We start from the raw sequence: 20,734 nt of genomic DNA on the forward strand, positions 1-20,734 counted from the left end.
TCATGCCGAACCGTTCCCAGATTCAGGCCCGCGCCGAGATGATGCGCGTCCGGTTCGAAGCTGCGGGCGCACAAGTGGTGGACACGCCCCTGCTGCAACCGGCCGAGATATTGCTGGACCTCTATGGTGAGGACATCCGTGCTCGTGCCTATGTGACGTCAGACGCATTGCGGGGCGAGCAGATGTTGCGCCCGGATTTCACTTTGCCCGTGGTTCAAATGCACATGTCCGACGGGGCCGAGCCCGCGCGCTATACCTACTCGGGCGAGGTTTTCCGGCGTCAGGAGCATGACCTGGACAGACCAAATGAGTACATTCAGGTCGGATACGAGGTGTTTGACCGCAAGGAACCCGCCGGGGCGGATGCCGAGGTGTTTTCTCTGTTCGCCCTGCAATTGCGCGGCTTGCCCCTGCGGGCGGCGACGGGTGATATTGGTATCCTGACCGCAGCGGTTGCGGGGTTGAAAACAACCGACAGGCGCAAGAACGCGCTGATGCGCCACCTCTGGCGTCCGCGTCGGTTTCGGATGCTTCTGGACCGCTTTGCCGGTCGCAAATTCGCGCCTGAGGGGCGCGACGCCTTGTTGGATTCCAGGGACCCACTGGCCGGCGGTGCTCCGATGATTGGCAAGCGCCGTACCGCTGAGATTGAAGCTCGTATCGATGCGTTGCGAGAGGATCGCGACACACCACCGATCTCGGATAACGAACTGGCAGGGCTGGAATCGCTGCTGAACGTCCGTGAAACGATGCCTTTTGCGCTTGAACAGTTGCGCGACGTGGCCGTGGATCTGCCGCAGATCACCCCGGCGCTAGACCGGCTTGAGGCGCGGATCGCCGCCTTGCAGGCGCGCGGCGTGGATGTGGACACGCTGGACTTCGAAGCCTCGTATGGCCGGACGTCGATGGAATATTACGACGGTTTCGTATTTGGGTTTTACGCCGAGGGCCGTCCTGACCTGCCGCCAATCGCAACGGGGGGGCGCTATGACGCGCTGACCCGGCAATTGGGCGGTGGTGCGGAAATTCCCGCTGTCGGCGGTGTTTTGCGCCCAGACCTGATGCTTCAGATCGAGGAGGACACGCGATGAGCCTGAAACTGGGCGTTCCTTCCAAGGGTCGATTGATGGACAAGACCTTCGGCTGGTTTCAAAAGCGCGGTATCACCCTGTCGCGCAGCGGGTCGGATCGGGAATACGCGGGCAAGGTCGAAGGCATCGATGGTGTTTCCCTGATCCTGCTGTCGGCGGGCGAAATCCCGCGCGAGTTGGCGGCCGGGCGCATTCATCTGGGTGTGACAGGCATCGATCTGGTGCATGAGAAACTGCCGCGTTGGGAGCAGCAGGTGGAAGAAATCTCACGGCTTGGCTTCGGCAAGGCAGACCTGATTATCGCCACACCAGCCTGTTGGGTCGACGTTGATACGCTGGACGATCTGGACGCAGCAGCAGCAGCTTTTCGCAAGACCCACGGCCACCGGCTGCGGATCGCGACCAAGTACCACCGTCTGGTCCGAGAGTTCCTGACCGATGCAGGCGTGGCCGATTACACTCTAGTCGACAGTCAGGGCGCAACCGAGGGGACAGTGGTGAACGAAACCGCTGAGGCAATTGCCGATATCACCTCGACGGGTGAGACGTTGCGAGCCAATCACCTGAAAATTCTGTCGGACGGGCTGATCCTGCAATCGCAGGCAACGCTGTGGCGTAGCCGAGTGGCCAAGTATGAGACTGATGACAAAGCGGTTCTGTCAGACCTTTTGGATCGGCTGACCTAAAGCACCCCGATATCCGCCAGCGCGCGGTTCAGATCTTCGGGTAGGGCGTCGTCCTGCGCGCGTCCTTTGGGCAGATCGGCGGGGGTGTCCTCAGGTTTGAGATAGCGCCAGCCCTGGAACGGACGTTTCAACGCGTTTTGCGTGCGATGCACCTCGGGGTCCAGCACGATGGCGCAGCGGCGTATGCCGTCTTCGCCGCGCACCTCATCCAGTCGCAGGATACGTTGGCGGCATTGGACGACGCCTTTGATCACCCAATAGATTGATCCACCATTCAGAATCTCGGCCTCGCGTTTGGGCCACATGCGGGTGACATGTCGTGGGCAGCCGTCCTCGTACAGCGGCTTGCGGCTGTCCTGCCAAGCCATCAACGTATCAACGCTTTCCGATCCTACGGACAGTTTGATGAGGTTTACGTACTTATCCACAGCTTTCCCACAGAGTCGTCCCAAGAGCGATCTCTATATTGTAGCCTTCTGCGGCTTGTCATCAAGGTGTTGTGGTCTAGATGTGATCCGGTCTAGTATTCATATCTCTTTCAGCACAGGGAATCACCAATGAGCCGCTTTGCCGCCCCCATCGCCGAGCAGATCTGGGACATGAAATACCGCTTTAAAGAAGCGGATGGCACACCCATTGACCAGACGGTCGAAGACAGTTGGCGGCGCATCGCGCGGGATCTGGCACGAGTTGAGAATGACCCTGCGCATTGGGAAGAGAAATTCTACGAAGCGCTGGAAGATTTCAAATACCTGCCCGCCGGACGTATCACTGCGGGGGCGGGGACCGCGCGTCAGGTGACTCTGTTCAATTGCTTTGTCATGGGCACCGTGCCCGACAGCATGGGCGGTATCTTTGATATGTTGAAAGAGGCCGCTCTGACCATGCAGCAGGGCGGGGGGATCGGTTACGATTTCTCGACCATCCGTCCGCGCGGGGCAGACGTGAAGGGCGTTGCAGCGGATGCCTCTGGCCCGTTGAGCTTCATGGATGTGTGGGATGCGATGTGTCGGACGATCATGTCCGCAGGCTCGCGCCGTGGGGCGATGATGGCCACCATGCGCTGCGATCACCCCGATATCGAACAATTTATCACCGCGAAATCTGACCCCGCGCGACTGCGTATGTTCAACATGTCAGTGCTGGTGACCGATCCCTTCATGGAGGCCGTCAAGGCCGGCGGCCCATGGGAGTTGGTGTTCGACGGTAAGATCTATCACACCGTTCAGGCCCGTGATCTGTGGAACAAGATCATGCGGGCCACCTATGACTATGCCGAGCCCGGCGTGATCTTCATCGACCGGATCAACAAGGCCAACAACCTGAGCTACGTCGAGACCATCGCGGCCACAAATCCCTGCGGTGAGCAGCCTCTGCCGCCCTACGGTGCGTGCTTGTTGGGTTCGATCAATCTGGCGCGACTGGTCGCGGACCCGTTCGAAGCAGCGGCACATTTGGACGAGGCGGCGTTGCAGGAGCTGGTCGCCACCGCTGTTCGCATGATGGACAACGTGGTGGACGCGTCGAAATTCCCTCTGGCTGAGCAAGAGGCTGAAGCGCAGGACAAGCGCCGCATCGGGCTGGGTGTGACAGGTCTGGCGGATGCTCTGCTGATGCTGGGTCTGCGCTATGGGTCCGACGAGGCGGCGCGCCAGACCGAGCGCTGGTTGCTCGCGATCGCCCGCGCCGCGTATCTGGCGTCGGTCGATTTGGCAAAAGAGAAGGGCGCGTTTCCCTTGTTCGATGCCGAAAAATACCTGGCCAGCGGCACCATGCAGCAAATGGACGAGGATGTGCGCGACGCAATCCGCGAACATGGCATTCGTAATGCCCTGCTGACCTCGATTGCGCCGACGGGGACGATTTCTTTGTATGCTGGAAATGTGTCGTCAGGGATCGAGCCAGTCTTTGCCTATGCCTATACGCGAAAAGTGCTGCAGAAGGATGGGTCTCGGACCGAGGAAGAAGTCGTGGACTACGCCGTCCAGATGTGGCGCGACAAGTTCGGCGATGTGGCCTTACCCGACTATTTCGTGAACGCGCAAACGCTGTCGCCGTCAGATCACGTCAAGATGCAGGCGGCGGCGCAGAAGTGGATCGACAGTTCGATTTCCAAAACGATCAACTGCCCCGAGGATATCAGCTTTGATGCCTTCAAAGATGTTTACATGCAGGCTTGGGATCAGGGCTGCAAGGGGTGCACGACATATCGCCCGAACGATGTAACGGGTTCAGTTCTGACCGTGTCCGAGAGCGATGACAAAGCCCCGGGAGAGAGCGCGGACGCCCCACATGAGGTCGATGGCGGCGACGTCATTTACATGTCCGAACCTCTCGACCGCCCGCAGTCGTTGGAGGGTTCAACCTACAAGCTGAAGTGGCCTGACAGTGAACACGCGATCTATCTGACGATCAACGATATCGTCCATGGGGGGCGCCGACGTCCGTTCGAAGTGTTTATCAACTCGAAGAACATGGAGCACTATGCCTGGACACTGGCGCTGACCCGTATGATTTCGGCGGTGTTTCGGCGTGGCGGAGATGTGTCCTTTGTGGTTGAGGAACTGAAGGCGGTGTTTGACCCGCGCGGAGGTGCCTGGGTGAAGGGCAAGTACATCCCGTCAATTTTGGCCGCGATTGGCGGCGTGATCGAGCAGCACATGGTCAATATCGGCTTTTTGGAAGGCGAGGGGATGGGCCTCAAATCCGATCCTCAGGCCCAGGTCGTCAACATGGACGCCCCGCGCGGCAAAGCCTGTCCGTCCTGCGGACAGTTCGACATGGTGATGATCGAAGGCTGCATGACGTGCCGAAGCTGCGGCCATTCCAAATGTGGGTAGCTGCAACGGAGGGGGCACGTAGCAAAATGTGAAATGACCCATAGTTTGCCCATTTCGTTCTAACTTGGGTCCATTATCTACACATAGGTTGTACATTGAGCGGCTTCACAACGGTGCTTTCGGGGTGAAGTCGTCTCTATTTTGAGTATGGGGTTTAGGTTAATTTTGGACGCGAAAATCATGTTTCGGTCACTCTTAAAGCTGTTCAAGCCCTTTGTGGATTGCGTGATTATTAAACGAAATCAGGTCGTTAAATCCGTTCACCCGGTGGTACTGCCTTAATGACGGCTTCGAAAAAGTGTTCCGCAGGAACATCGAGCGCCCGCGCAATGATCACCAATTCTGGCACATCAATACGCCGCTGACCCGACTCGATCCGCGCGACGAACGATTGATGACACCTTAACCGCTCCGCCAAAGCTGCTTGTGAGAGATTTTGGGATTTACGGGCAGAAATGAGCGCTTCAATGAGCGCCAAATGTCCGCTAGTGTGGAGTGTTTTGGTCAAGTGGGTGTCCGTAAGATGCTTCGGACACTTCCAGTAATCTCATTTTCAGATTATCTAAAAATCAGATTGCACATATAAGGTGGGTAGTGATTCCAAGTATACATATAACCCCTGCGGAACCGTTTTGCGATTTGGGTGTTTCGCAAAGCGCTCTGGATTCAGCCGCCATCGACGACATACAGGGTGGGTGTTGAGATGACAGGCGTGAAAGCAGGTGATGCCTCAAGCACCAAGGAAGCTATCCTGTCGAAGTTTGCACCAGTATTGGCGCTAAAGTCGGCAGCGCCGCAGCCCACCTACAATTCTCGAACATTGAAACTACAGGAGCAACAGCGGGCATGGGCTGTCTTTACGGAAGTATTGCCAACATTCCTTGCTCGGTGCTCTAGCCTTTCAACACATCCAAAGAGTGGAGGAGGTCCGTTTTCCGAGATGCTTTGGGATTTTCTAAACGGGCGTGAAGTTTGCATTTCCCTCAACATATCTGGCGGCTTCGATCTAAGTATCAGTGCTGAAAAAGTGCAGTGGATGGAAACGCAATTGCCTCTGGATCTGCTTCTTCTGAAATTATTGGCGCTGGATTACACGCCGGAGGAATTTCGCGCTCTGGCGGGTTAACTGAACCGAGAGAATCCACGGTCGCTAGCAGTTCCATGCCAAGGGGGGACTCAAAGCCATCAATCACTTTCGAAGCCCATTCTAGAGCGGGCAAATACTCCTTCCCTTCGCCGGACTTCAAGTAAGCCGACACAGTATCTTTCTGATCATTTCGGAATGAAATTAAATCGTTTGGCCCAGCGTCTGCTAGTCGCTTGTCGCACTTAAGATAACTGCCATCTAGACTATCCAGCAGATGCCTCATACGCTCTGAATAGACGGGGTTGGCACGAAGTCAGGCTGGAGTAACAGCGATTTCGTAGACCACTATTTCAATGGACGAGGGCGTGGTGTCTCTCTTTCAGAGATTGGACATAGCCGTAAGATTATCGAAGCGTTCCTTGATCGTCGCGGCGAACCCTTAAAAACTCAAATTGCGAAAGCAACCCGGAGGGTGGGGACAGGGTCAGTTTCCTATGATTTTAACAATTCCTATCAAATGCAAAGCGTAGTATTCAGCATTGGCAATACGACAATAGGTGGTACGTTTTCTGGGCAAAGCACAGAGCAAAATGGCATCCTTAGTATCGAAGGACGTTTGGAAATTTACTTGGATGATGAATTTTCTGATCCCTTGGACATTGGCGAATTTCAACGCCGTCTCGGCAATGAAGATGCGGAAAATGTTCAGGTCGATGACTATCGCCCCGGAAGCATTCTGTACGACAACATTCACAAGCCATTGGATGACTACTTGCGCGGACGGGGCGGGATACCGTCTAACGGTACGCAACGTTTAGGCGTTCGCGAAGGTATGCCCTACTCGATCACTGGGCACTGGTCGGGCAGCTTGGAAGGGCGCGTATATGCCATTGCGTCTCGAAGCCGATACACATGATAAAGCGGATGTTCGAGATCACTTCAGCTATTGGCTTGACACTCTGCGTCTTCGTTGGGCTACCCGTATTAGCAATTACCGGTTTATATTCATTGAAATACGGTGATTGTATTCGGCTACCTAATGGCAGTGAAATCGGATACGAAGCTTATGTTGATCTTAGTCGCCCATATCTAATTCCTGAAGCTGTCTTAAGAGAACAAAATGGTACTGTGATAGCAAAAGAGATTTGGCCGATTCATGCAACGGACGCTGCAACCTTGGGGACAGCTTGGCCAGATGAAAATAGTTCTAGATCAGATTTTACATTCATCTGGACACCAGAAACTGGCGTGGTCAAGGAAGCTGAAAATCCAGACCTGTATCACAGGCTGTCACAAGACCTAGGGGAAACCTACTTTGGTGCCTCCAAAGATATGAACGTCAATACTCTTTGGATTTTTAACCAACTAAAAGAACAAGGTCGATTTAGCAGCGACCATTGCAACACAAAGCTGCTCACCTGGTGAATTGCTCGCCTTTACGTTCTCTTTTCTGCGGAACGGTCAAGCCTCTGCTAAGCGCGTTTTGCGGTAAATGTCGACTCTGCGTTTAACTGGTCGACTTCAGGGCCAAGCCGCCATTTGATTTTGACTGGCGTGCGACCGCTTTGTCCCGCACTCCAGACCTATGAGCACCTTCAGTTTTCGCGGCGGCAGCGAACGGCTGCTTTGGCGGGCCGCATCGCAGCATTGAAAGGGATTGGCGAACGGCAGGTTTGGGCCGTCCCCTTTTGCGTACGGCAAAAAGAAGCTTCGGACCACTGATAGCGGACACCATATCGATGTCGTGACCCAATTTCAGTACCCTCTCCAAGGGTTTTCATTGCAGTTCGCTGTGCAAAGTTCACTTGGTGTTGCTGACCAAATTGAACAAGGACGCAGAAATGTTTCAAAAAAGCTGGAATCAGGACAACACTTCGCTAAAGTCTTTTGAAATAATTTTGGGCTAAGGGTTAAGATTTATAATGAGTATCGGTTCCGTCAGTGACTGGCGCAAGGCCGTCGCACGAGAGTCGCATTTGCATTTGCTAGAATTCAATGACGATAAGTTTCTGAACGGCAACTTAGCCGATGCGTACGAGGCCAACGAACTCGACGATGCCTATGACAGGTTCGATCAATTCCTTCGAACGAGTACTCCAAAGCACACGTGCCCGCAACGCGCTCTAAGAGCGTTCTATCTCGAGGAACTCGACGAGGTTGATATTGGAACCAGAGGTTTCGATAGGATGGGTGCGTTCGTTGGGCGCCCGACAGAGGGTGTTGATGTTTTTTTCGCGCTCAAACCGTTGCGCTTCCTCGAAGACCATATGGACAAGTTTGGACTCGAAGCGGTTACCGCCAGAGACATTTCCGTAGAAATATCTGCGGCCGTTCGTTCCGACCCGGACAGTTACACCATACGTCCTGAAGGCAACCTAAGAGCTGAAGCGAAACGTCGGATTGACGAGAAGCTCAAAGAGATCATCACTGAGGCGACGACGGCCTCTACACATGCGGCGATGATGACGGCTAGATCTGGTCCGGCTGTAGGTACAGCTTTCATTCCAGATCCGCCGGAGTTCAGCAATGATCCGATCTGGGTCACCTCTAAGGAAGCGGTCGAAACCAGTGAGCTGGGGGAGGTACCAGACCCAGGGGCAGATGCACTTATCAAGTCCGCCTATGCTGCAGGAATGAAGGAGTGCCTCGGTTTACACAATAGGTCCGAAAACCTGAACGACCGTGAGCGGGCAGAAGCCGATCCCGCCGATCCGAGCGCTAAGCCTTTCGACGCATTCGCCAACTTTGCCATCTCGTTCCTTTTGGAGATTGATCTGAGTGGGGGCGAACCTCCGTCCGCCTTTCAGTTTCGCACGCGCACCGAATGGCAGCTTTGGTGAAGCTGCATTGCGGCACCACTTGACAAGATGAGAGTCCGGTTTGGGCCGTTGCCAGTAGTTGCGAGGGCTTCCCGCAATTTTGAACAGAAACCCTGCAGCAAAGCTGTAAGCCGATGCCTGTCGACGCCGTTGAATGGCACCTACTCAAAGAAGTCTTTCGCGCCGGGATGATCCTTGAGTTGCACTGGTCGATAAGGCTTCATTTCACCTACGTGAGACACTTTTTTGGCATCCAATCTTTCAAGCACAGAAGGATGTAACGGAAAGTCTGGATGAATCTCTCGAGGCTTTGAGGGCCACCGACGTTTGATAGGCCCGTACTTGAACATGTAGACCTCATCGTGCTGCATTCCTTGTGGGTCTGGATATACGAACAACTTTTCATCATTTATCCGGATCTCGGGGATGCACTCCTTCAGCTCTTCAAGCATCCACCGCAGCGCAATATCGCTCAAACGCGACTCCGGTTCCGGGTAACTCCCACCAACATCGCTGTGGCAGCCCGCAAACCAGACTTGCTTCAGCCATGGCGGGCTGCGGCCCTCCGTCTTCTTGGCTTCCGTAGCCATCGCCCACTTAACTCGAGGAAAATTCTCCCGGTTCTCGTCGATGGCCAGCGCGTGGCGGGCATGGCCGACGTCGGAGTCGAGCCATTTGTCGTAATTTTGTAGGTTCCAAACCGCGCGGTGGCCGAATTTCCAAATGTCCGGCCAATCTCGAAAATCGGTGATATTCAGAGGTTTGTTCTCGTCGGGAGAGAAGTATTTCCATTGCGACCAGAGCAGCTTTCCGTACCAGTACATGATAAGACCCAAAAGTAGCACTAGGGGTCCCCAGATAATCCAACTTACAGAGTTCCAGACCAACAAGCCGATAAGCCCCATAAGAAACGCAAGGCTTGACCAAGCTGCCGCGGTGACTTGGGCATTCCCGAGCGCAGCTACTGTGTCAAAGACACCAATGAAAGTCGGTTGTACGTTGCCCTGCACGTCCTCTTCTACGTTGGCAAGGTGGCTACCGTATTTCTGACGGAAACGACGCCCTAGTTCTTCGCGCCGATCATAGTAAGGTTGCATTCCCCGTGGATAACCATTGCCGTGATTGTACACGAAGTTAACAGCATCGCTTGCGATTTTGCGAAGACGAGGCCCAAATCTAGGCACGTCGGTGCCGTCCGGCATTCGTGTTGGGACTCCGCACAAGTTCATTACATTGGCCACGGCGCGAACCGTATAGGCACCGCGGGAAAACCCGATAAGAATGATGCGATCACCGACCTCGTAGTTGGCGATGATGTTTTCGTAACAATCGATGACGTTTTCATCTATTCCGGTGCCGACCGCTGCCGAGAGAACGTTTCGGATACGCTTTAGAGTGAGCCCGCCGACCTCTCCAGCACCCAGCCCTGCATCGTAGTAGCAGACCTGATCGCTGGGATTAATTGGGGAGGAGGGTCCCGGTCTCATTGCTCGGTACATCTTGTAGACGTTCGAAAGTCGCTGGTCAGGACGAAGCCCACCGATTTGGCCGGTTCCGTCGGAGAAAACCAATATATTCTTGGGCATGCTTGATCGCAACTTGTTCGTTATTTGTTCCAATATCATTGAGCTGAAGCAGGCGTCAACGATTCTCCGGCGAGGAGCCACGTAAAGGGAAGCAAATCGATCTATTGGTGTGTGTAGCCGGAAATAGTGATCGGACCCATTATCGTTACCCAGAACTGACGCGACGCGGCATAAGTGGTGGACGTCCGCTTTGGGGAAGCTGCATTGCAGCATTTGGCTTCAACGTCAGCGGCAGCTCTGGGCCGTCTGCGCGATCAGGTGACGGCGGGGCAGTGGCCTGCGCTGCAACGGCGCCGAGGTCTGCTGTGAGCGCAATGTTGCCGATGCTGCGCGTCGAAAGAATGTCTGCAATAGTGATGGGATCATCTGATCCGATAATTCCGGTAGGAAACGCCATGAATTTTGTGAAACCGCTTACTCTTATGAAAGACATAGAGAAGTCCAAGTGCTTCCAGCCTGCCTTTGTCGTATCTGCCAGCTTCTCGATGTCTCATGTCCCGGGATAAGTTTGCCGCGATGAAGTCGCTCAAGATCCGACAGGCAACAGTTGCCGATGTAATTCCGCTCAGTGGGTTGATCCGACGCACAATTCGCGTTTCGAATTCCAAACACTACGATCAAAAGTCAATCGACAGGCTGTGCACGATTTTTGAGCCGGAGCCGGTCACCAAAAGAATTGAAAACGAGTTAATTCTTCTTTGCTTCATTGGCACCGAACTCGTTGGAACGGTGGGTCTGAGAGATGACAATCTGCGTTCAATGTTTGTGGACCCTGAGTATCAGGGGCGAGGGTTGGGCAAAATGCTGGTCGCAAGAATAGAAGAGGAGGCGCGACAAAGGGCAATCCCCGAAATGATGCTTCATTCCTCACTGACCGCGCGAGAATTCTATTTGGCCCTAGGCTATGAATTTGTGGAATTCCAAACGTACCCGGAGGGACCATTCGTTTTGATGAGAAAGCCGCTCTTATAGCAACTTGCTGGAAACAAAATGAAGGCAAGAAGCGCGGTAGTCAAACAGCTAAATAAGCACCTGAGAAAGACTTTGCAGTACGAAAAGTTGGCACAAAGTTTGCCCGATGTATCGCGACCCCTCATTTGAATCATCAGCATAGAGCAGACATTTGTTTCCGCGATGCCGACGGCTGTTTTGTCCCGCGATCTGTGAATTCGTCCAACCGCAGATTTTGCGGGCGCGGCGAATGACCGGAATGCGGGCTGCAAATGCAGAAAATCGGTACCGTGTCGAGTGACCGGTAAGGGCCGTCTATGGGATCAGCTAGCAGCGGGGCAGGGGCTGGTGCTGCAACGTCACCGAGGTCCGTAACGAGCCCAGAACGTCCGATGCTATACTCTGTACGAGTGTCAGCTTTGGGTCGAACTCTGATCTCGTCGCGTTAAGGTTTCTTCAAGGCGTGTTTTGAGATGGTCAACAACATTTTGCGCTGACGCAATATCATCTGGTGACAGACCTTTCGAGAGTTCATTCACCCATGGGATTTGTCTCGCAATCGCGGCTTCGTATAAGGGCACTACTGTGCGGCGGATGAAACAGCCATTCACGTCTGTAGCAGCACAAATGGGGTGCGCGAGGATCAAGACGCGGACACAGTCCGAATCCGCAGCGGTTGCTCGAACGATGGCTGCTGGCGGATCGCGACGGCGACCCTCCGCAGGTCAGGCGGGAAGAGCCCGAAGCCGTCCTTGTCGTGAGAGGAGTAGGCGATGCATGCGTTAAGCGGATTCTCAGAAAGCGGACATACCACATCGTCACCTGAACAGTTACACTACGCGACCAGGCCGTCATTTGAATCTACAGCGTCGAGCACTGCTTTTAGGACCGGTGACAACTTCGACCGACGTAGGTCATTGTTCGACTTCTTCGCCGTGCTCATCGGTGGAAATATTTCCTGAGTTCGGGGCAGGTTGTTCTGTAGTAGTGGCCCTTTCCGGTCGAAGTTTTAGGACCGGATCTACAAACATAGATGCGAGTAAAAAAACACCAGCCAAAAATATGAAGCAAACTAGAATCACGACAGACGGAAAATCGGGCTTAAGGAGTCGAGTTAGGTTGCTTTTCTCACGAATTGAGTGAAACGTCGCCAGATTCCCACCTAGGAGATTTTCATCATAGGTCTTTGTGATCAAAATTTCCTTTTTCATGTTCTGAATATCTTCGATTGCGGACTTCGCGATTAGCTGCCGTGATTGAAAATAAAAATTTAGTAGCAAGGTAAATACAAGGATTGGATACGATACAATCTGAGCAAATAACGGCTCGCCCAAGGCTATGAGCAGTGTTGCAGCTGTAAACGCCAACATGACGCCGCGAAAAACAACGTTTATCATACTGGCGGCAACGTCATGTATCGTCACGGTTCAGCAACAGAAACGCTCTGGGGCGCTCTTTGGGGTGGCCAATCTCAAAAAGGTGCTAGGGCTTCACTTCAAACACCATGATGCCGGAGAAGATGCTCGTGCTGCTGCTGAAGTTACTTTGAAAGCAGAAGCATCAATGGGGCGAAAAATCATGCTGCTGAATGACTCACAGCAGTTGGTCTTTGATTTTCAGTGATGCGAGAGGGCGCCTTCGTGGGCCGTAAGGCATCAAAACAACCATCAACGCAAACTGAGGGCTCAAATTTCATGAGAAATAGTACTTGGACTTAATGTACATGCTATGTGTATTTTATGGACGCCAAAGAGTAACATTCAAAGATGGGTCTTGGTTAAGGCTATGATTTGCGTGAAAAAAGTATTTATCGAATGGGTAAACTATGGGTCATTTACACAAAACCTGTCGCATCCGCTGGACATGCTAGCGCGGTGAAATGTGGTGATTTGTTGGTTCGAATGGCCCGATTGGGTCTCTGGGCCTGACGCTGTTAGTTCAAATTGGCCAATGCGGTAACAGCTTTTCGACACCGCGTTTTATTGCGCCATGTTCTCGTTGGAGGCCAAGACCGGAGCTGCTATCTCGCGCAATAGTTTCCTTTGCATCGCGCGCGCGAAGTCCTCGTAGCCATAGGCGATCATCGCGAATGCGGCCGGGCCGTGAATAACCTCATGCTCGAAGTATACTTGAAGATCGCCACGTGAGAACTTCTGGGCACCCCTGTCGTTGCTGGACGGTTTTGGGTCTCCAACAACGAGAGCATTGACTGTCACATTGGCAAACGTGTCCAATGCGTAGACCGCCTTGGGAACAGGGCCGATGTTGTTTTTGCCATCGCCCGAAACGTCAATCGTCTTCTGCCAACACGTTTTCTTCTGTTCGAGCAACTCGCCCGCAAAGAGCATCGCCGTGCTGAGCGCGGTCTTCAGGCCTGCTCGTTTCTTGCGATAGGCTCGAATGCGATCAACGGCGATGTCGATCGCGGCATGACTGTCCAAAACTGTCCAGGGTTGAACCAGAAACTGATGGTTCTGCGAACTCCACTCGAAAACGGCCAGGTGCACCGGATGTTCAGGCGTATCCAAAATTGCCGCCCGCACTTCGGTGCTGTCCAGAGCAAAAGATAGACCATTCAGCTGCTGTGCATATTCTGCTTCGTCCACGGATCCGGAAACATCCAATGCCAGGACAAGGGCCAATCGGCAAGGCTCGGCGCGGGCAAGTGCCGGTTGCAGCAAAAAGAAACACACTAGAAAGACAGAAAGCCCACGCATGTCTGATCTTCGCAGGTTTTTGCCAATTGGCCAGCCGTTATCTTTGGGGCAGGTTCATCACTGACATAATCTTTGCGCGCGCCTTGAAGATGGTTATTGGTTTTCGAAATGGAACCAAATCGCCCTACACTCGACGGGAAATGAAAAGGGAAGAGCTATGAAGCTTCTTGTATTGCAGCACGCGGCCGTCGAACATCCCGGCGTCTTTCGCAACTTTCTTAGGGAAGATGGCCACAGCTATGACGTGGTCGATTTGGATCAGCATCAACCGCTGCCGTCGCTTGACGGGTATGACGGGCTTTGGGTGATGGGCGGGCCGATGGATGTTTGGCAGGAAGACGCCCACCCTTGGCTGAAGGATGAAAAGGCCTTTGTTCGCGAGGCCGTCGAGGTCAGAGGTCTGCCATTCCTGGGGTTGTGCCTGGGTCATCAGCTGCTGGCCGAGGCCCTAGGCGGAAGTGTAGGCCCATCCGAAACGCCAGAAATCGGGGTCATGGATGTGCAGCTTACGGAGGAGGGCGCATCCGGTGTATTATTGGATGGGCTGCCGGATCGTTTCCCATGCCTTCAGTGGCACTCGGCAGAGGTTAAGCAGATGCCCCCGGGCGCAACTTGTCTTGCCACCTCGGCAGCTTGCGCCGTTCAGGCAATGAAATGGGGGACCCGGGCATACTCGGCACAATTCCATATCGAGGTTGAGGGCGACACGGTGGCCAATTGGGCCGGTATCCCCGAGTACCAGTCGGCATTGGAAGCTGCCATGGGTGACGACGCAACTGGCCGCCTTGCTGCCGAAGTTGCGACGCACTTGCCCGAGTTTAACAGCATGGCAGAACGGCTCTATATCAATTGGATGCAGACTTCGGCGCAGGTTCGGTGATCAGTCAGTTGGTGGCGATTGACCGGGTTCAATCCGAAAGAAGACGAGGGTTCGGTTTTGCGCACCCTTGTCCTTGACCGAGATTGCATAAGTGCCACCTTCGTGCGCCCACTCTCTGAGATCGTAGCTATCGGGATGGTTCACCCGCCCATCAGGTTCGTTTAGGTGACCGTCTCGGCATTTCGTCAACGTGCGCCACAACGCGGATGCCTGATTGCGTGCCGAAATGCTGCGATAAGGGTGGTCCCAGAAACAGGATGCTCCGGTGGTTGACGAAGACGTTAGATAGGATGAGCAAACAGCGCCCAAGGGCGGCGTGCCCGAGGCGGCAAAACGGTCCAGTGTATCCACGACATCGCACGCTGCCGCTATCACGGCCCCGGGTAGGACAAACAATACCCCGGCACAGACAGCGCGGTGCAGTCCGGATTGTAGTCCTGCGAAACCCACTATGCCTCTGCCGCACGCATCAGAGACAAACGCGCGGTTTCCAAATGCTCTTTCATTTTGACTGCCGCCCGCTCTGGTTCCCGCGACCGCAGCGCATTTAGGACTTCGCGGTGCTGCGCATTGTATTGTTGGATAATTTGCTCTTCGAGTGTCAGATGCCGCATGCGGGTCCATTCATCCAGCGATCGCACCGTGTTGATCTGACTGATCAGCCAGATCAACAAGTTGTTTCGCGTGGATGCAGCCAGCCTGCGGTGGAACGCAGTGTCGGCTTCGGCAAACACGGCCGGTTCGTTTTGGGCGGATTCCATTTGGGCGCAACAGGCCTCAAGCGCTTCGAAGTCTTCCCGCCTGCCGTTCAGAACGCTCAGTCGGCAAATGTGCGGCTCAAGCGCAAAGCGGGCGTCGATCAGTTCCAGAGGCGTTGCCTCTTCTACGGCAGAAGGTACGACATCTTTTTGCAAAGCCGTTACGTAAGTGCCGCTACCGGCCCGCGTTTCCAGCAAACCTTCCTTTTCAAGTTGGTACAGCGCATCGCGCAACGTGTTTCGTGCGACTCCCATTTTTTCCGCCAAATCACGGGACGGTGGCAAACGCTCGAATCGCTGGAATTCACCCTCTTCGATCGAAAGACGCAATTCGCTTGCCACGTCAGAGAAACTTCGTCGGGCCATTTTTGATCCATCAAATAATCCAAAGATGAACCAATTATACAAATAATGGTCCAAAAGGCAATTTTTGGATTAAAAATTGTTGATTTTGGTTCGGTGTGTGGCTCTTCTTTTAGCCACAACCAATTGTCGAGGAAACAGATGGCATTCCCTCAGCACGCAGACTACGTGATTGTTGGCGCAGGCATCCATGGCATTTCAACAGCTTGGAAGCTGGCTGAAAGATTGCAGGAGCGCGGCGAAACCGTTGAGGGCCGCATCGTCGTTCTGGACAAAAGCGGGATTGCGGCCGGGGCGTCCGGAATTGCATGCGGCGTGGTGCGCAACAACTATTTTCAGCCGGCGATGCGCAGGTTGATGGCCCATTCGGTCGATGTCTGGGAAACCGATCCTGAGGGGTTGTCGTACCACCCGGTGGGGTACATGCAGATCTCGTCCGAAAGCATGCGCGATGATGTGGGCTCGATTTACGCGCAACAGCAGGAAATCGGATACGAAAGCGTCTTCATCGAGGGCGAAAACGCATGTACGTCATATATGCGCGGCTATTTCGGCGACTGGCAGGCGCAGAACATCACGTCGGTTCTGCACGAAAAGCGCGGCGGCTTCTCCAATCAAACCAAGACGATGTATGCGCTGGCCGAAAAGGTCGAGGCGCTGGGTGTGCGGATCATCACCGGGGTCGAGGTTTTGGGGTTCGAGGCCATGAACGGCTCGGGCGCGATCCGGTCCGTTGAAACGAACAAGGGCAGTCTGAGCTGCGAGCGCGTCATCATCGGGGCCGGTCCGTGGGTGCGTGATTTCTGGTCGATGTTGGACCTGCCCAGCCAAATCACTGTCAAAGACCTGCAGGGCGAGGTCCATGAAGGCGTCGACATGTGGCGGTTCTGGCAGCTTGAGGAAGGCGTGTTGGACATCGACCCGGATATCGGGCGCGCCGATGATGGCAGCCTTGCGCCGGTGATACATGTCGACACGGATGCGACCCTGAAATCGACTGTCGATGGGTCAACCATCACCGAAGAGATGTGGGGCATTTACTATAAGCCCGATTGGCATTTCGGCGGCATTCAGGGCGGCGCGAGCCCGTACAAGGTGGATACGCCGGTCGACAAGGTGCAGATCGACCCCTATGGGCCGTCTTCGCCCGAATTCGTCTCGAGCCACGAATTTGCGCATATGTGGGTCAGTGCGCTGGCCCATTGTCAGGCGCGCTATGAAGGCATGATGCCAAAGTACCACAAGGAAGCATCCGGCGGGATTGGCTGTTTCACAGCGGACAGCTTTCCGGTGTTCGACCATTTCCGGGAAAACGTGACCGTGATCGCCGACAGCAACCACGGATGGAAGATGCTGGGTGTGGGTCACCTGATCGCCGACGAAGTATTGGGCGACCGGCAAGAGCTTCTGGAGCCGTTCCGATTTGATCGCTTCGCCAAGGGCGAACTGCACCCTGTATCCAACAGCCCATATCCGTGGAGTTAGAATTACCAAGTTCGCATTGAAGAGCGCCGGAAGAGTGCTCCCCTCAAGCCAGCAAGGAGACTGAAAGTGGCCACCGATCTTGAAAGATTTGTAGACGCGCCGGGGCGCGATGAAAAAATCAGGCAGGTACGTGAGATGATCGATGCGAAGGGCATTGAATACCTCTACCTGCAATTCGTGTCGGTGACCGGAAAGATCATGGGCAAGGGCATCCCGGCCGATCACTGGGAAACCGTTGCCATGAAGGGGTTTCAACTTGTCTACGGGGCGACGGTAAACCTGTTTACGGACCGCGCCGGCAACTATCTTGGATATGGTCCCGAAGCCGCCGAGCTTGTGGGTATTCCGGAACCTGAAACCTTTATGCAATTGCCCTGGGCCCCGACGATCGGGCGGTTTTATTGCACCTTGTTCCGCAACCGCGAGGAAAAAGAAAATCCCGGTGGCTATCTGACGTCGGACTGCCGGGGGAACCTGCGCCGGCTGCACGAGGAATTCACCAAGAAACACGGAACCAAGCTTCGGATCGGCACCGAACCCGAAATGATGTGGTTGAAATTCGATGAGAACGGCAAGCCGCGTGACGGGTTCTCAAAGCCGTATTGCTATCACATTGACCAGTTTGAAAGCCTGCGGCCTGTGTCCATGCAGGTGATCCGTTATGCGCGCCAGATGGGGCTGGATATGATCCAGGGCGATCACGAGGACGCGCCCGGTCAGCTGGAACTGAACTGGATGTTTGACGACGTGCTGCGCAACGCCGACCGTCTGACAACCTATCGCCAGATTTGTGCGCAGGTGGCGCGTGAAAACGGTATCTTTGCATGTTTCATGACCAAGCCGTTCATGGGCGTGTCGGCCAGCGGGTGCCACCACAACATGAGCCTTTGGAGAGGTGGTGAGGATGAGTTCGTTCCGGTCGGCAACGATCCTGGCGATTTGCCCGGAATGAAGGAAAACTACATGTACGTGAAGGGTGGTGAAAACACATTCATGCCCGACACGGACGATCCGCAGATGCCGGGCAAAGAGGGGCTGAAAGCCATTGGTGGTGTGGTCACGCACCTTCAGGCCTTGACGGCCATCGGGTGTTCCACTGTGAACTCGTATCGCCGCTTGTGGGATACCGGGTTCTGGGCACCGGTCTTTGCCGACTGGGGGTTCCAGAACCGGACGACCGGCTTGCGGGTGTCGGCACCCGGACGGTTTGAATACCGATCGGTCGACTCGATGGTGAACCCTTACATCATGGGATCAACCTTGCTGGCGGCAATGGATGACGGGCTCGACAACAACCTCGATCCCGGTGCGCCCGAAGAGCGCAACATCTACGAGGCGATGGCCGAAGGCAAAGAGGTCAAAAAGCTTCCGATGTCGTTGGGCGAGGCTCTGGACCATCTGGCCGGGAACGAAGTCGTCAAGCGCGGCATGCCGGGCGAGATGTACCGTCTGTACGAAGAATACAAACGCGATGAGTTTGCGCGCTTCATGTCCACTGTCACCGAGTGGGACAATGAAACGTACATGGAGTGTCTGCCCTAACCGCAGGCCTTTGGCGGATGGATCAGGACATCCGCCAAGTCATCGTACTACGCCAGATTGAAGAATTCGTAGGAGGAGCGCAGGTCAAATGTGCGGAATTGTTGGATTAATTCATCTCAAAGGCGCGTCAAACGTCGGCGGCGAGATGACAGCAATGCTTCAGTCACTGAAGCACCGGGGGCCGGATTCAACCGGTTATGCGGTCTATCGTGAGAATGCAGAAGACTACGTGATGCGGGTCAAGATCGCCGAGGCCGAGGACATGGATCGCGGACGCGGCATTCACGATGTCCTGGAAGAACGGATGGCGCAGGTCGATGCCATTCTGGCGGAACACGGCGCGAACGTAAAAGACAAGGAGCGCGTGCGCCCCTATGCCTTGCGCTATGTCCTGACCCATGACGGCAACACCGGCGAGATGGCGGAACACATCGAAGAGATCGAAGATGTGGAGATCCTGTCGCTTGGGAATGGACTTGAGCTGATCAAGGACCTTGGTGACGCATCCGTGGTCGCCGAAGCCTATGGTCTGGATGATTTCCGCGGCACGCACGGGATCGGCCACACCAGAATGGCCACCGAATCCGACGTCGATATCAAATCGGCCCACCCGTACTGGGCGTTTCCCTATAACGACGTCTCGGTCGTCCACAACGGGCAGATCACAAACTATTGGATCATGCGGCGTGAGATGGAGCGAAAAGGTCATCGCTTCATGTCGAATTGTGACAGCGAATTGCTGGCGGTCTACACGGCGCATAACCTTGCGAACGGCGTCACACTGGAAGACAGCCTGAGGCGTTCGATTGATGAGATCGACGGGGTGTTTACCTACCTTGTTTGCACCAAGGATCAATTGGGCATGGCCAAGGACACGATGGCCGCCAAACCGCTGGTTCTTTACGAAAGCGACGACCTGATCGCAATGGCCTCGGAAGAGGTCGCGATCCGGGCGATCCTGCCGCATGAAATCGACACAACCGACCCCTATGATGAGGAGGTTCGCGTATGGCAAGCGTAAGCGATGCAGACCTGAAAGGCATGACCCAGGAAGAACGGGTCAAAGCCTTGGGCATGACAACGGACCAGCTGACCGGGCGGTCCATGTATATGGAATTCGACCCGGATGCGACCGAACGGTTCGCCTATCCTTGGGCACCTGACGTTGATTTCAACAAGCGGACCGAGCTGGATTGCGACGAGATGACCGCAACCGAGGTCAATTCGAACATCCGGGCGCTGATGGACAAGGGTTTCGGCTCGATCGTCATCAAGAACCCGCGCGGCATGCACAGCCTTGGCGTGGGGATTCTGAACAAGCTGAACCTGATCGTCGAAGGTTCAACCGGTTACTTTGCCGTTGGCCTGATTGACGGCCCGAACGTGCGGGTCAATGGCCGTGTCGGCTGGTCCTGTGGTGAAAACATGATGTCAGGCACGGTGATCGTCGAAAAGAACGCCGGATCCACCTTTGGCGCGGCCATTCGCGGTGGTGACCTTGTGTGCCGGGGCTCTGTCGGATCACGTACCGGCATCGACATGAAAGGCGGTACGATCATCGTGGGCGGTGATACGGGTGCGCTTTCTGGGTTCATGATGCAGCGCGGTCGGATGGTCGTTTGCGGCAATGCCGGCAAGAATCTGGGCGACTCGATGTATGACGGCACGATCTACATCGGCGGCGATATCCAGTCTTTGGGCGTTGACGCGGTCGAGGCAGAGCTGACCGATCTCGACAAGGCGTGGTTGACCAGAAAGCTGACCCAATACGGCCTGATGCCGGACAAGGGCGTGGACCATTTCACCAAGGTCGTCGCGGGCAAGCAGCTGTGGAACTACGACAACCTCGAACCGAACGAGAAGAAACTCATCCTCTGAGGGACCGCCCTGCGCGACAGGGATGCCCGATAACCCTTTGAAAGGAAAAAC

21 protein-coding genes are annotated in these 20,734 nt (G+C 54.8%); 14 read left to right on the forward strand and 7 right to left on the reverse strand.

The genetic code is table 11. The annotated features are described in order from the left end of the window. The first annotated feature begins 2 nt into the window (after positions 1-2). Positions 3-1,091 carry an ATP phosphoribosyltransferase regulatory subunit gene (locus ACR0CR_RS15730; RefSeq protein ID WP_480600781.1) on the forward strand — a complete coding sequence of 363 codons (1,089 nt, stop codon included), beginning with the start codon at positions 3-5 and terminating at the stop codon, positions 1,089-1,091. Further along, the gene (gene hisG / locus ACR0CR_RS15735; RefSeq protein ID WP_480600783.1) at positions 1,088-1,777 is read left to right on the forward strand and encodes an ATP phosphoribosyltransferase; all 690 of its coding nucleotides are present in this window, start codon (positions 1,088-1,090) and stop codon (positions 1,775-1,777) included. The genes ACR0CR_RS15730 and hisG overlap by 4 nt, the downstream gene beginning before the upstream one ends. On the opposite strand, the gene ACR0CR_RS15740 is transcribed toward hisG, so the two are convergent. After that, positions 1,774-2,205 carry a DUF1489 family protein gene (locus ACR0CR_RS15740; RefSeq protein ID WP_480600784.1) on the reverse strand — a complete coding sequence of 144 codons (432 nt, stop codon included), beginning with the start codon at positions 2,203-2,205 and terminating at the stop codon, positions 1,774-1,776. The genes hisG and ACR0CR_RS15740 overlap by 4 nt on opposite strands. Positions 2,206-2,334: 129 nt before the next feature. Between ACR0CR_RS15740 and ACR0CR_RS15745 the strand changes: the two genes are divergently transcribed. Next, complete coding sequence (locus tag ACR0CR_RS15745; protein WP_480600787.1) at positions 2,335-4,617, forward strand: adenosylcobalamin-dependent ribonucleoside-diphosphate reductase; 2,283 nt, start codon at positions 2,335-2,337, stop codon at positions 4,615-4,617. A gap of 250 nt (positions 4,618-4,867) precedes the next feature. On the opposite strand, the gene ACR0CR_RS15750 is transcribed toward ACR0CR_RS15745, so the two are convergent. Continuing rightward, a complete protein-coding gene (locus ACR0CR_RS15750; RefSeq protein WP_480600789.1) occupies positions 4,868-5,125 on the reverse strand; it encodes a helix-turn-helix domain-containing protein in 258 nt (85 codons plus the stop codon). Between the two features lie 195 nt (positions 5,126-5,320). Here ACR0CR_RS15750 and ACR0CR_RS15755 point away from each other — a divergent pair, with 195 nt between their 5' ends. The 4 genes from ACR0CR_RS15755 (at position 5,321) to ACR0CR_RS15770 (ending at position 8,544) form a co-directional block, all read left to right on the forward strand. After that, entirely contained in the window at positions 5,321-5,743 is a 423-nt protein-coding gene (locus ACR0CR_RS15755; protein ID WP_480600792.1) for a hypothetical protein, read from the forward strand. Between the two features lie 589 nt (positions 5,744-6,332). Further along, the gene (locus tag ACR0CR_RS15760) at positions 6,333-6,620 is read left to right on the forward strand and encodes a hypothetical protein (protein WP_480600794.1); all 288 of its coding nucleotides are present in this window, start codon (positions 6,333-6,335) and stop codon (positions 6,618-6,620) included. Positions 6,621-6,628: 8 nt separating this feature from the next. Then, positions 6,629-7,129 (forward strand): hypothetical protein, encoded by a 501-nt coding sequence (locus ACR0CR_RS15765; RefSeq protein ID WP_480600797.1) that lies wholly within the window; start codon positions 6,629-6,631, stop codon positions 7,127-7,129. A 497-nt stretch (positions 7,130-7,626) separates the two neighbouring features. Further along, positions 7,627-8,544 carry a hypothetical protein gene (locus ACR0CR_RS15770; protein WP_480600800.1) on the forward strand — a complete coding sequence of 306 codons (918 nt, stop codon included), beginning with the start codon at positions 7,627-7,629 and terminating at the stop codon, positions 8,542-8,544. Positions 8,545-8,684: 140 nt separating this feature from the next. Here the strand turns inward: ACR0CR_RS15770 and ACR0CR_RS15775 are convergent, their stop codons facing one another. Continuing rightward, entirely contained in the window at positions 8,685-10,109 is a 1,425-nt protein-coding gene (locus ACR0CR_RS15775) for a phospholipase effector Tle1 domain-containing protein (RefSeq protein WP_480600803.1), read from the reverse strand. Positions 10,110-10,601: 492 nt separating this feature from the next. On the opposite strand from ACR0CR_RS15775, the gene ACR0CR_RS15780 reads away from it, so the two are divergent. Continuing rightward, positions 10,602-11,081: a GNAT family N-acetyltransferase gene (locus tag ACR0CR_RS15780; RefSeq protein ID WP_480600806.1), complete on the forward strand. Its 480-nt coding sequence runs from the start codon at positions 10,602-10,604 to the stop codon at positions 11,079-11,081. Between the two features lie 893 nt (positions 11,082-11,974). On the opposite strand, the gene ACR0CR_RS15785 is transcribed toward ACR0CR_RS15780, so the two are convergent. Next, positions 11,975-12,271, reverse strand: a complete 297-nt coding sequence (locus ACR0CR_RS15785; protein WP_480600809.1) for a hypothetical protein — start codon at positions 12,269-12,271, stop codon at positions 11,975-11,977. Between the two features lie 127 nt (positions 12,272-12,398). Here ACR0CR_RS15785 and ACR0CR_RS15790 point away from each other — a divergent pair, with 127 nt between their 5' ends. Further along, complete coding sequence (locus tag ACR0CR_RS15790; protein ID WP_480600812.1) at positions 12,399-12,683, forward strand: hypothetical protein; 285 nt, start codon at positions 12,399-12,401, stop codon at positions 12,681-12,683. Between the two features lie 356 nt (positions 12,684-13,039). On the opposite strand, the gene ACR0CR_RS15795 is transcribed toward ACR0CR_RS15790, so the two are convergent. Continuing rightward, the gene (locus ACR0CR_RS15795) at positions 13,040-13,777 is read right to left on the reverse strand and encodes a DUF1194 domain-containing protein (protein WP_480600815.1); all 738 of its coding nucleotides are present in this window, start codon (positions 13,775-13,777) and stop codon (positions 13,040-13,042) included. A gap of 157 nt (positions 13,778-13,934) precedes the next feature. On the opposite strand from ACR0CR_RS15795, the gene ACR0CR_RS15800 reads away from it, so the two are divergent. Then, positions 13,935-14,657 (forward strand): type 1 glutamine amidotransferase, encoded by a 723-nt coding sequence (locus ACR0CR_RS15800; RefSeq protein ID WP_480600818.1) that lies wholly within the window; start codon positions 13,935-13,937, stop codon positions 14,655-14,657. Here the strand turns inward: ACR0CR_RS15800 and ACR0CR_RS15805 are convergent, their stop codons facing one another. After that, a complete protein-coding gene (locus tag ACR0CR_RS15805) occupies positions 14,658-15,107 on the reverse strand; it encodes a hypothetical protein (protein WP_480600820.1) in 450 nt (149 codons plus the stop codon). Continuing rightward, positions 15,107-15,781, reverse strand: a complete 675-nt coding sequence (locus ACR0CR_RS15810; protein WP_480600822.1) for a FadR/GntR family transcriptional regulator — start codon at positions 15,779-15,781, stop codon at positions 15,107-15,109. The genes ACR0CR_RS15805 and ACR0CR_RS15810 overlap by 1 nt, the downstream gene beginning before the upstream one ends. A gap of 138 nt (positions 15,782-15,919) precedes the next feature. Here ACR0CR_RS15810 and ACR0CR_RS15815 point away from each other — a divergent pair, with 138 nt between their 5' ends. The 4 genes from ACR0CR_RS15815 (at position 15,920) to ACR0CR_RS15830 (ending at position 20,683) form a co-directional block, all read left to right on the forward strand. Continuing rightward, complete coding sequence (locus ACR0CR_RS15815) at positions 15,920-17,263, forward strand: NAD(P)/FAD-dependent oxidoreductase (protein WP_480600824.1); 1,344 nt, start codon at positions 15,920-15,922, stop codon at positions 17,261-17,263. Positions 17,264-17,329: 66 nt separating this feature from the next. Beyond that, a complete protein-coding gene (locus ACR0CR_RS15820) occupies positions 17,330-18,805 on the forward strand; it encodes a glutamine synthetase family protein (protein ID WP_480600826.1) in 1,476 nt (491 codons plus the stop codon). Positions 18,806-18,959: 154 nt separating this feature from the next. Next, positions 18,960-19,826 carry a class II glutamine amidotransferase domain-containing protein gene (locus tag ACR0CR_RS15825; protein WP_480579998.1) on the forward strand — a complete coding sequence of 289 codons (867 nt, stop codon included), beginning with the start codon at positions 18,960-18,962 and terminating at the stop codon, positions 19,824-19,826. Next, the gene (locus ACR0CR_RS15830) at positions 19,814-20,683 is read left to right on the forward strand and encodes a GltB/FmdC/FwdC-like GXGXG domain-containing protein (protein ID WP_480600829.1); all 870 of its coding nucleotides are present in this window, start codon (positions 19,814-19,816) and stop codon (positions 20,681-20,683) included. Before ACR0CR_RS15825 ends, ACR0CR_RS15830 begins: the two co-directional genes overlap by 13 nt. Positions 20,684-20,734 lie beyond the last annotated feature (51 nt).

Source organism: Ruegeria sp. AM2, from assembly GCF_056540685.1.

Coding starts and splice junctions, on each gene's coding strand:
- ACR0CR_RS15730 (WP_480600781.1), top strand. CDS start 3: ATGCCGAACCGTTCCCAGATTCAGGCCCGCGCCGAGATGATGCGCGTC.
- hisG (WP_480600783.1), top strand. CDS start 1,088: ATGAGCCTGAAACTGGGCGTTCCTTCCAAGGGTCGATTGATGGACAAG.
- ACR0CR_RS15745 (WP_480600787.1), top strand. CDS start 2,335: ATGAGCCGCTTTGCCGCCCCCATCGCCGAGCAGATCTGGGACATGAAA.
- ACR0CR_RS15755 (WP_480600792.1), top strand. CDS start 5,321: ATGACAGGCGTGAAAGCAGGTGATGCCTCAAGCACCAAGGAAGCTATC.
- ACR0CR_RS15765 (WP_480600797.1), top strand. CDS start 6,629: ATGTTCGAGATCACTTCAGCTATTGGCTTGACACTCTGCGTCTTCGTT.
- ACR0CR_RS15770 (WP_480600800.1), top strand. CDS start 7,627: ATGAGTATCGGTTCCGTCAGTGACTGGCGCAAGGCCGTCGCACGAGAG.
- ACR0CR_RS15775 (WP_480600803.1), bottom strand. CDS start 10,109: ATGCCCAAGAATATATTGGTTTTCTCCGACGGAACCGGCCAAATCGGT.
- ACR0CR_RS15780 (WP_480600806.1), top strand. CDS start 10,602: ATGTCCCGGGATAAGTTTGCCGCGATGAAGTCGCTCAAGATCCGACAG.
- ACR0CR_RS15785 (WP_480600809.1), bottom strand. CDS start 12,271: ATGAAAAAGGAAATTTTGATCACAAAGACCTATGATGAAAATCTCCTA.
- ACR0CR_RS15790 (WP_480600812.1), top strand. CDS start 12,399: ATGAGCAGTGTTGCAGCTGTAAACGCCAACATGACGCCGCGAAAAACA.
- ACR0CR_RS15795 (WP_480600815.1), bottom strand. CDS start 13,777: ATGCGTGGGCTTTCTGTCTTTCTAGTGTGTTTCTTTTTGCTGCAACCG.
- ACR0CR_RS15800 (WP_480600818.1), top strand. CDS start 13,935: ATGAAGCTTCTTGTATTGCAGCACGCGGCCGTCGAACATCCCGGCGTC.
- ACR0CR_RS15810 (WP_480600822.1), bottom strand. CDS start 15,781: ATGGCCCGACGAAGTTTCTCTGACGTGGCAAGCGAATTGCGTCTTTCG.
- ACR0CR_RS15815 (WP_480600824.1), top strand. CDS start 15,920: ATGGCATTCCCTCAGCACGCAGACTACGTGATTGTTGGCGCAGGCATC.
- ACR0CR_RS15825 (WP_480579998.1), top strand. CDS start 18,960: ATGCTTCAGTCACTGAAGCACCGGGGGCCGGATTCAACCGGTTATGCG.
- ACR0CR_RS15830 (WP_480600829.1), top strand. CDS start 19,814: ATGGCAAGCGTAAGCGATGCAGACCTGAAAGGCATGACCCAGGAAGAA.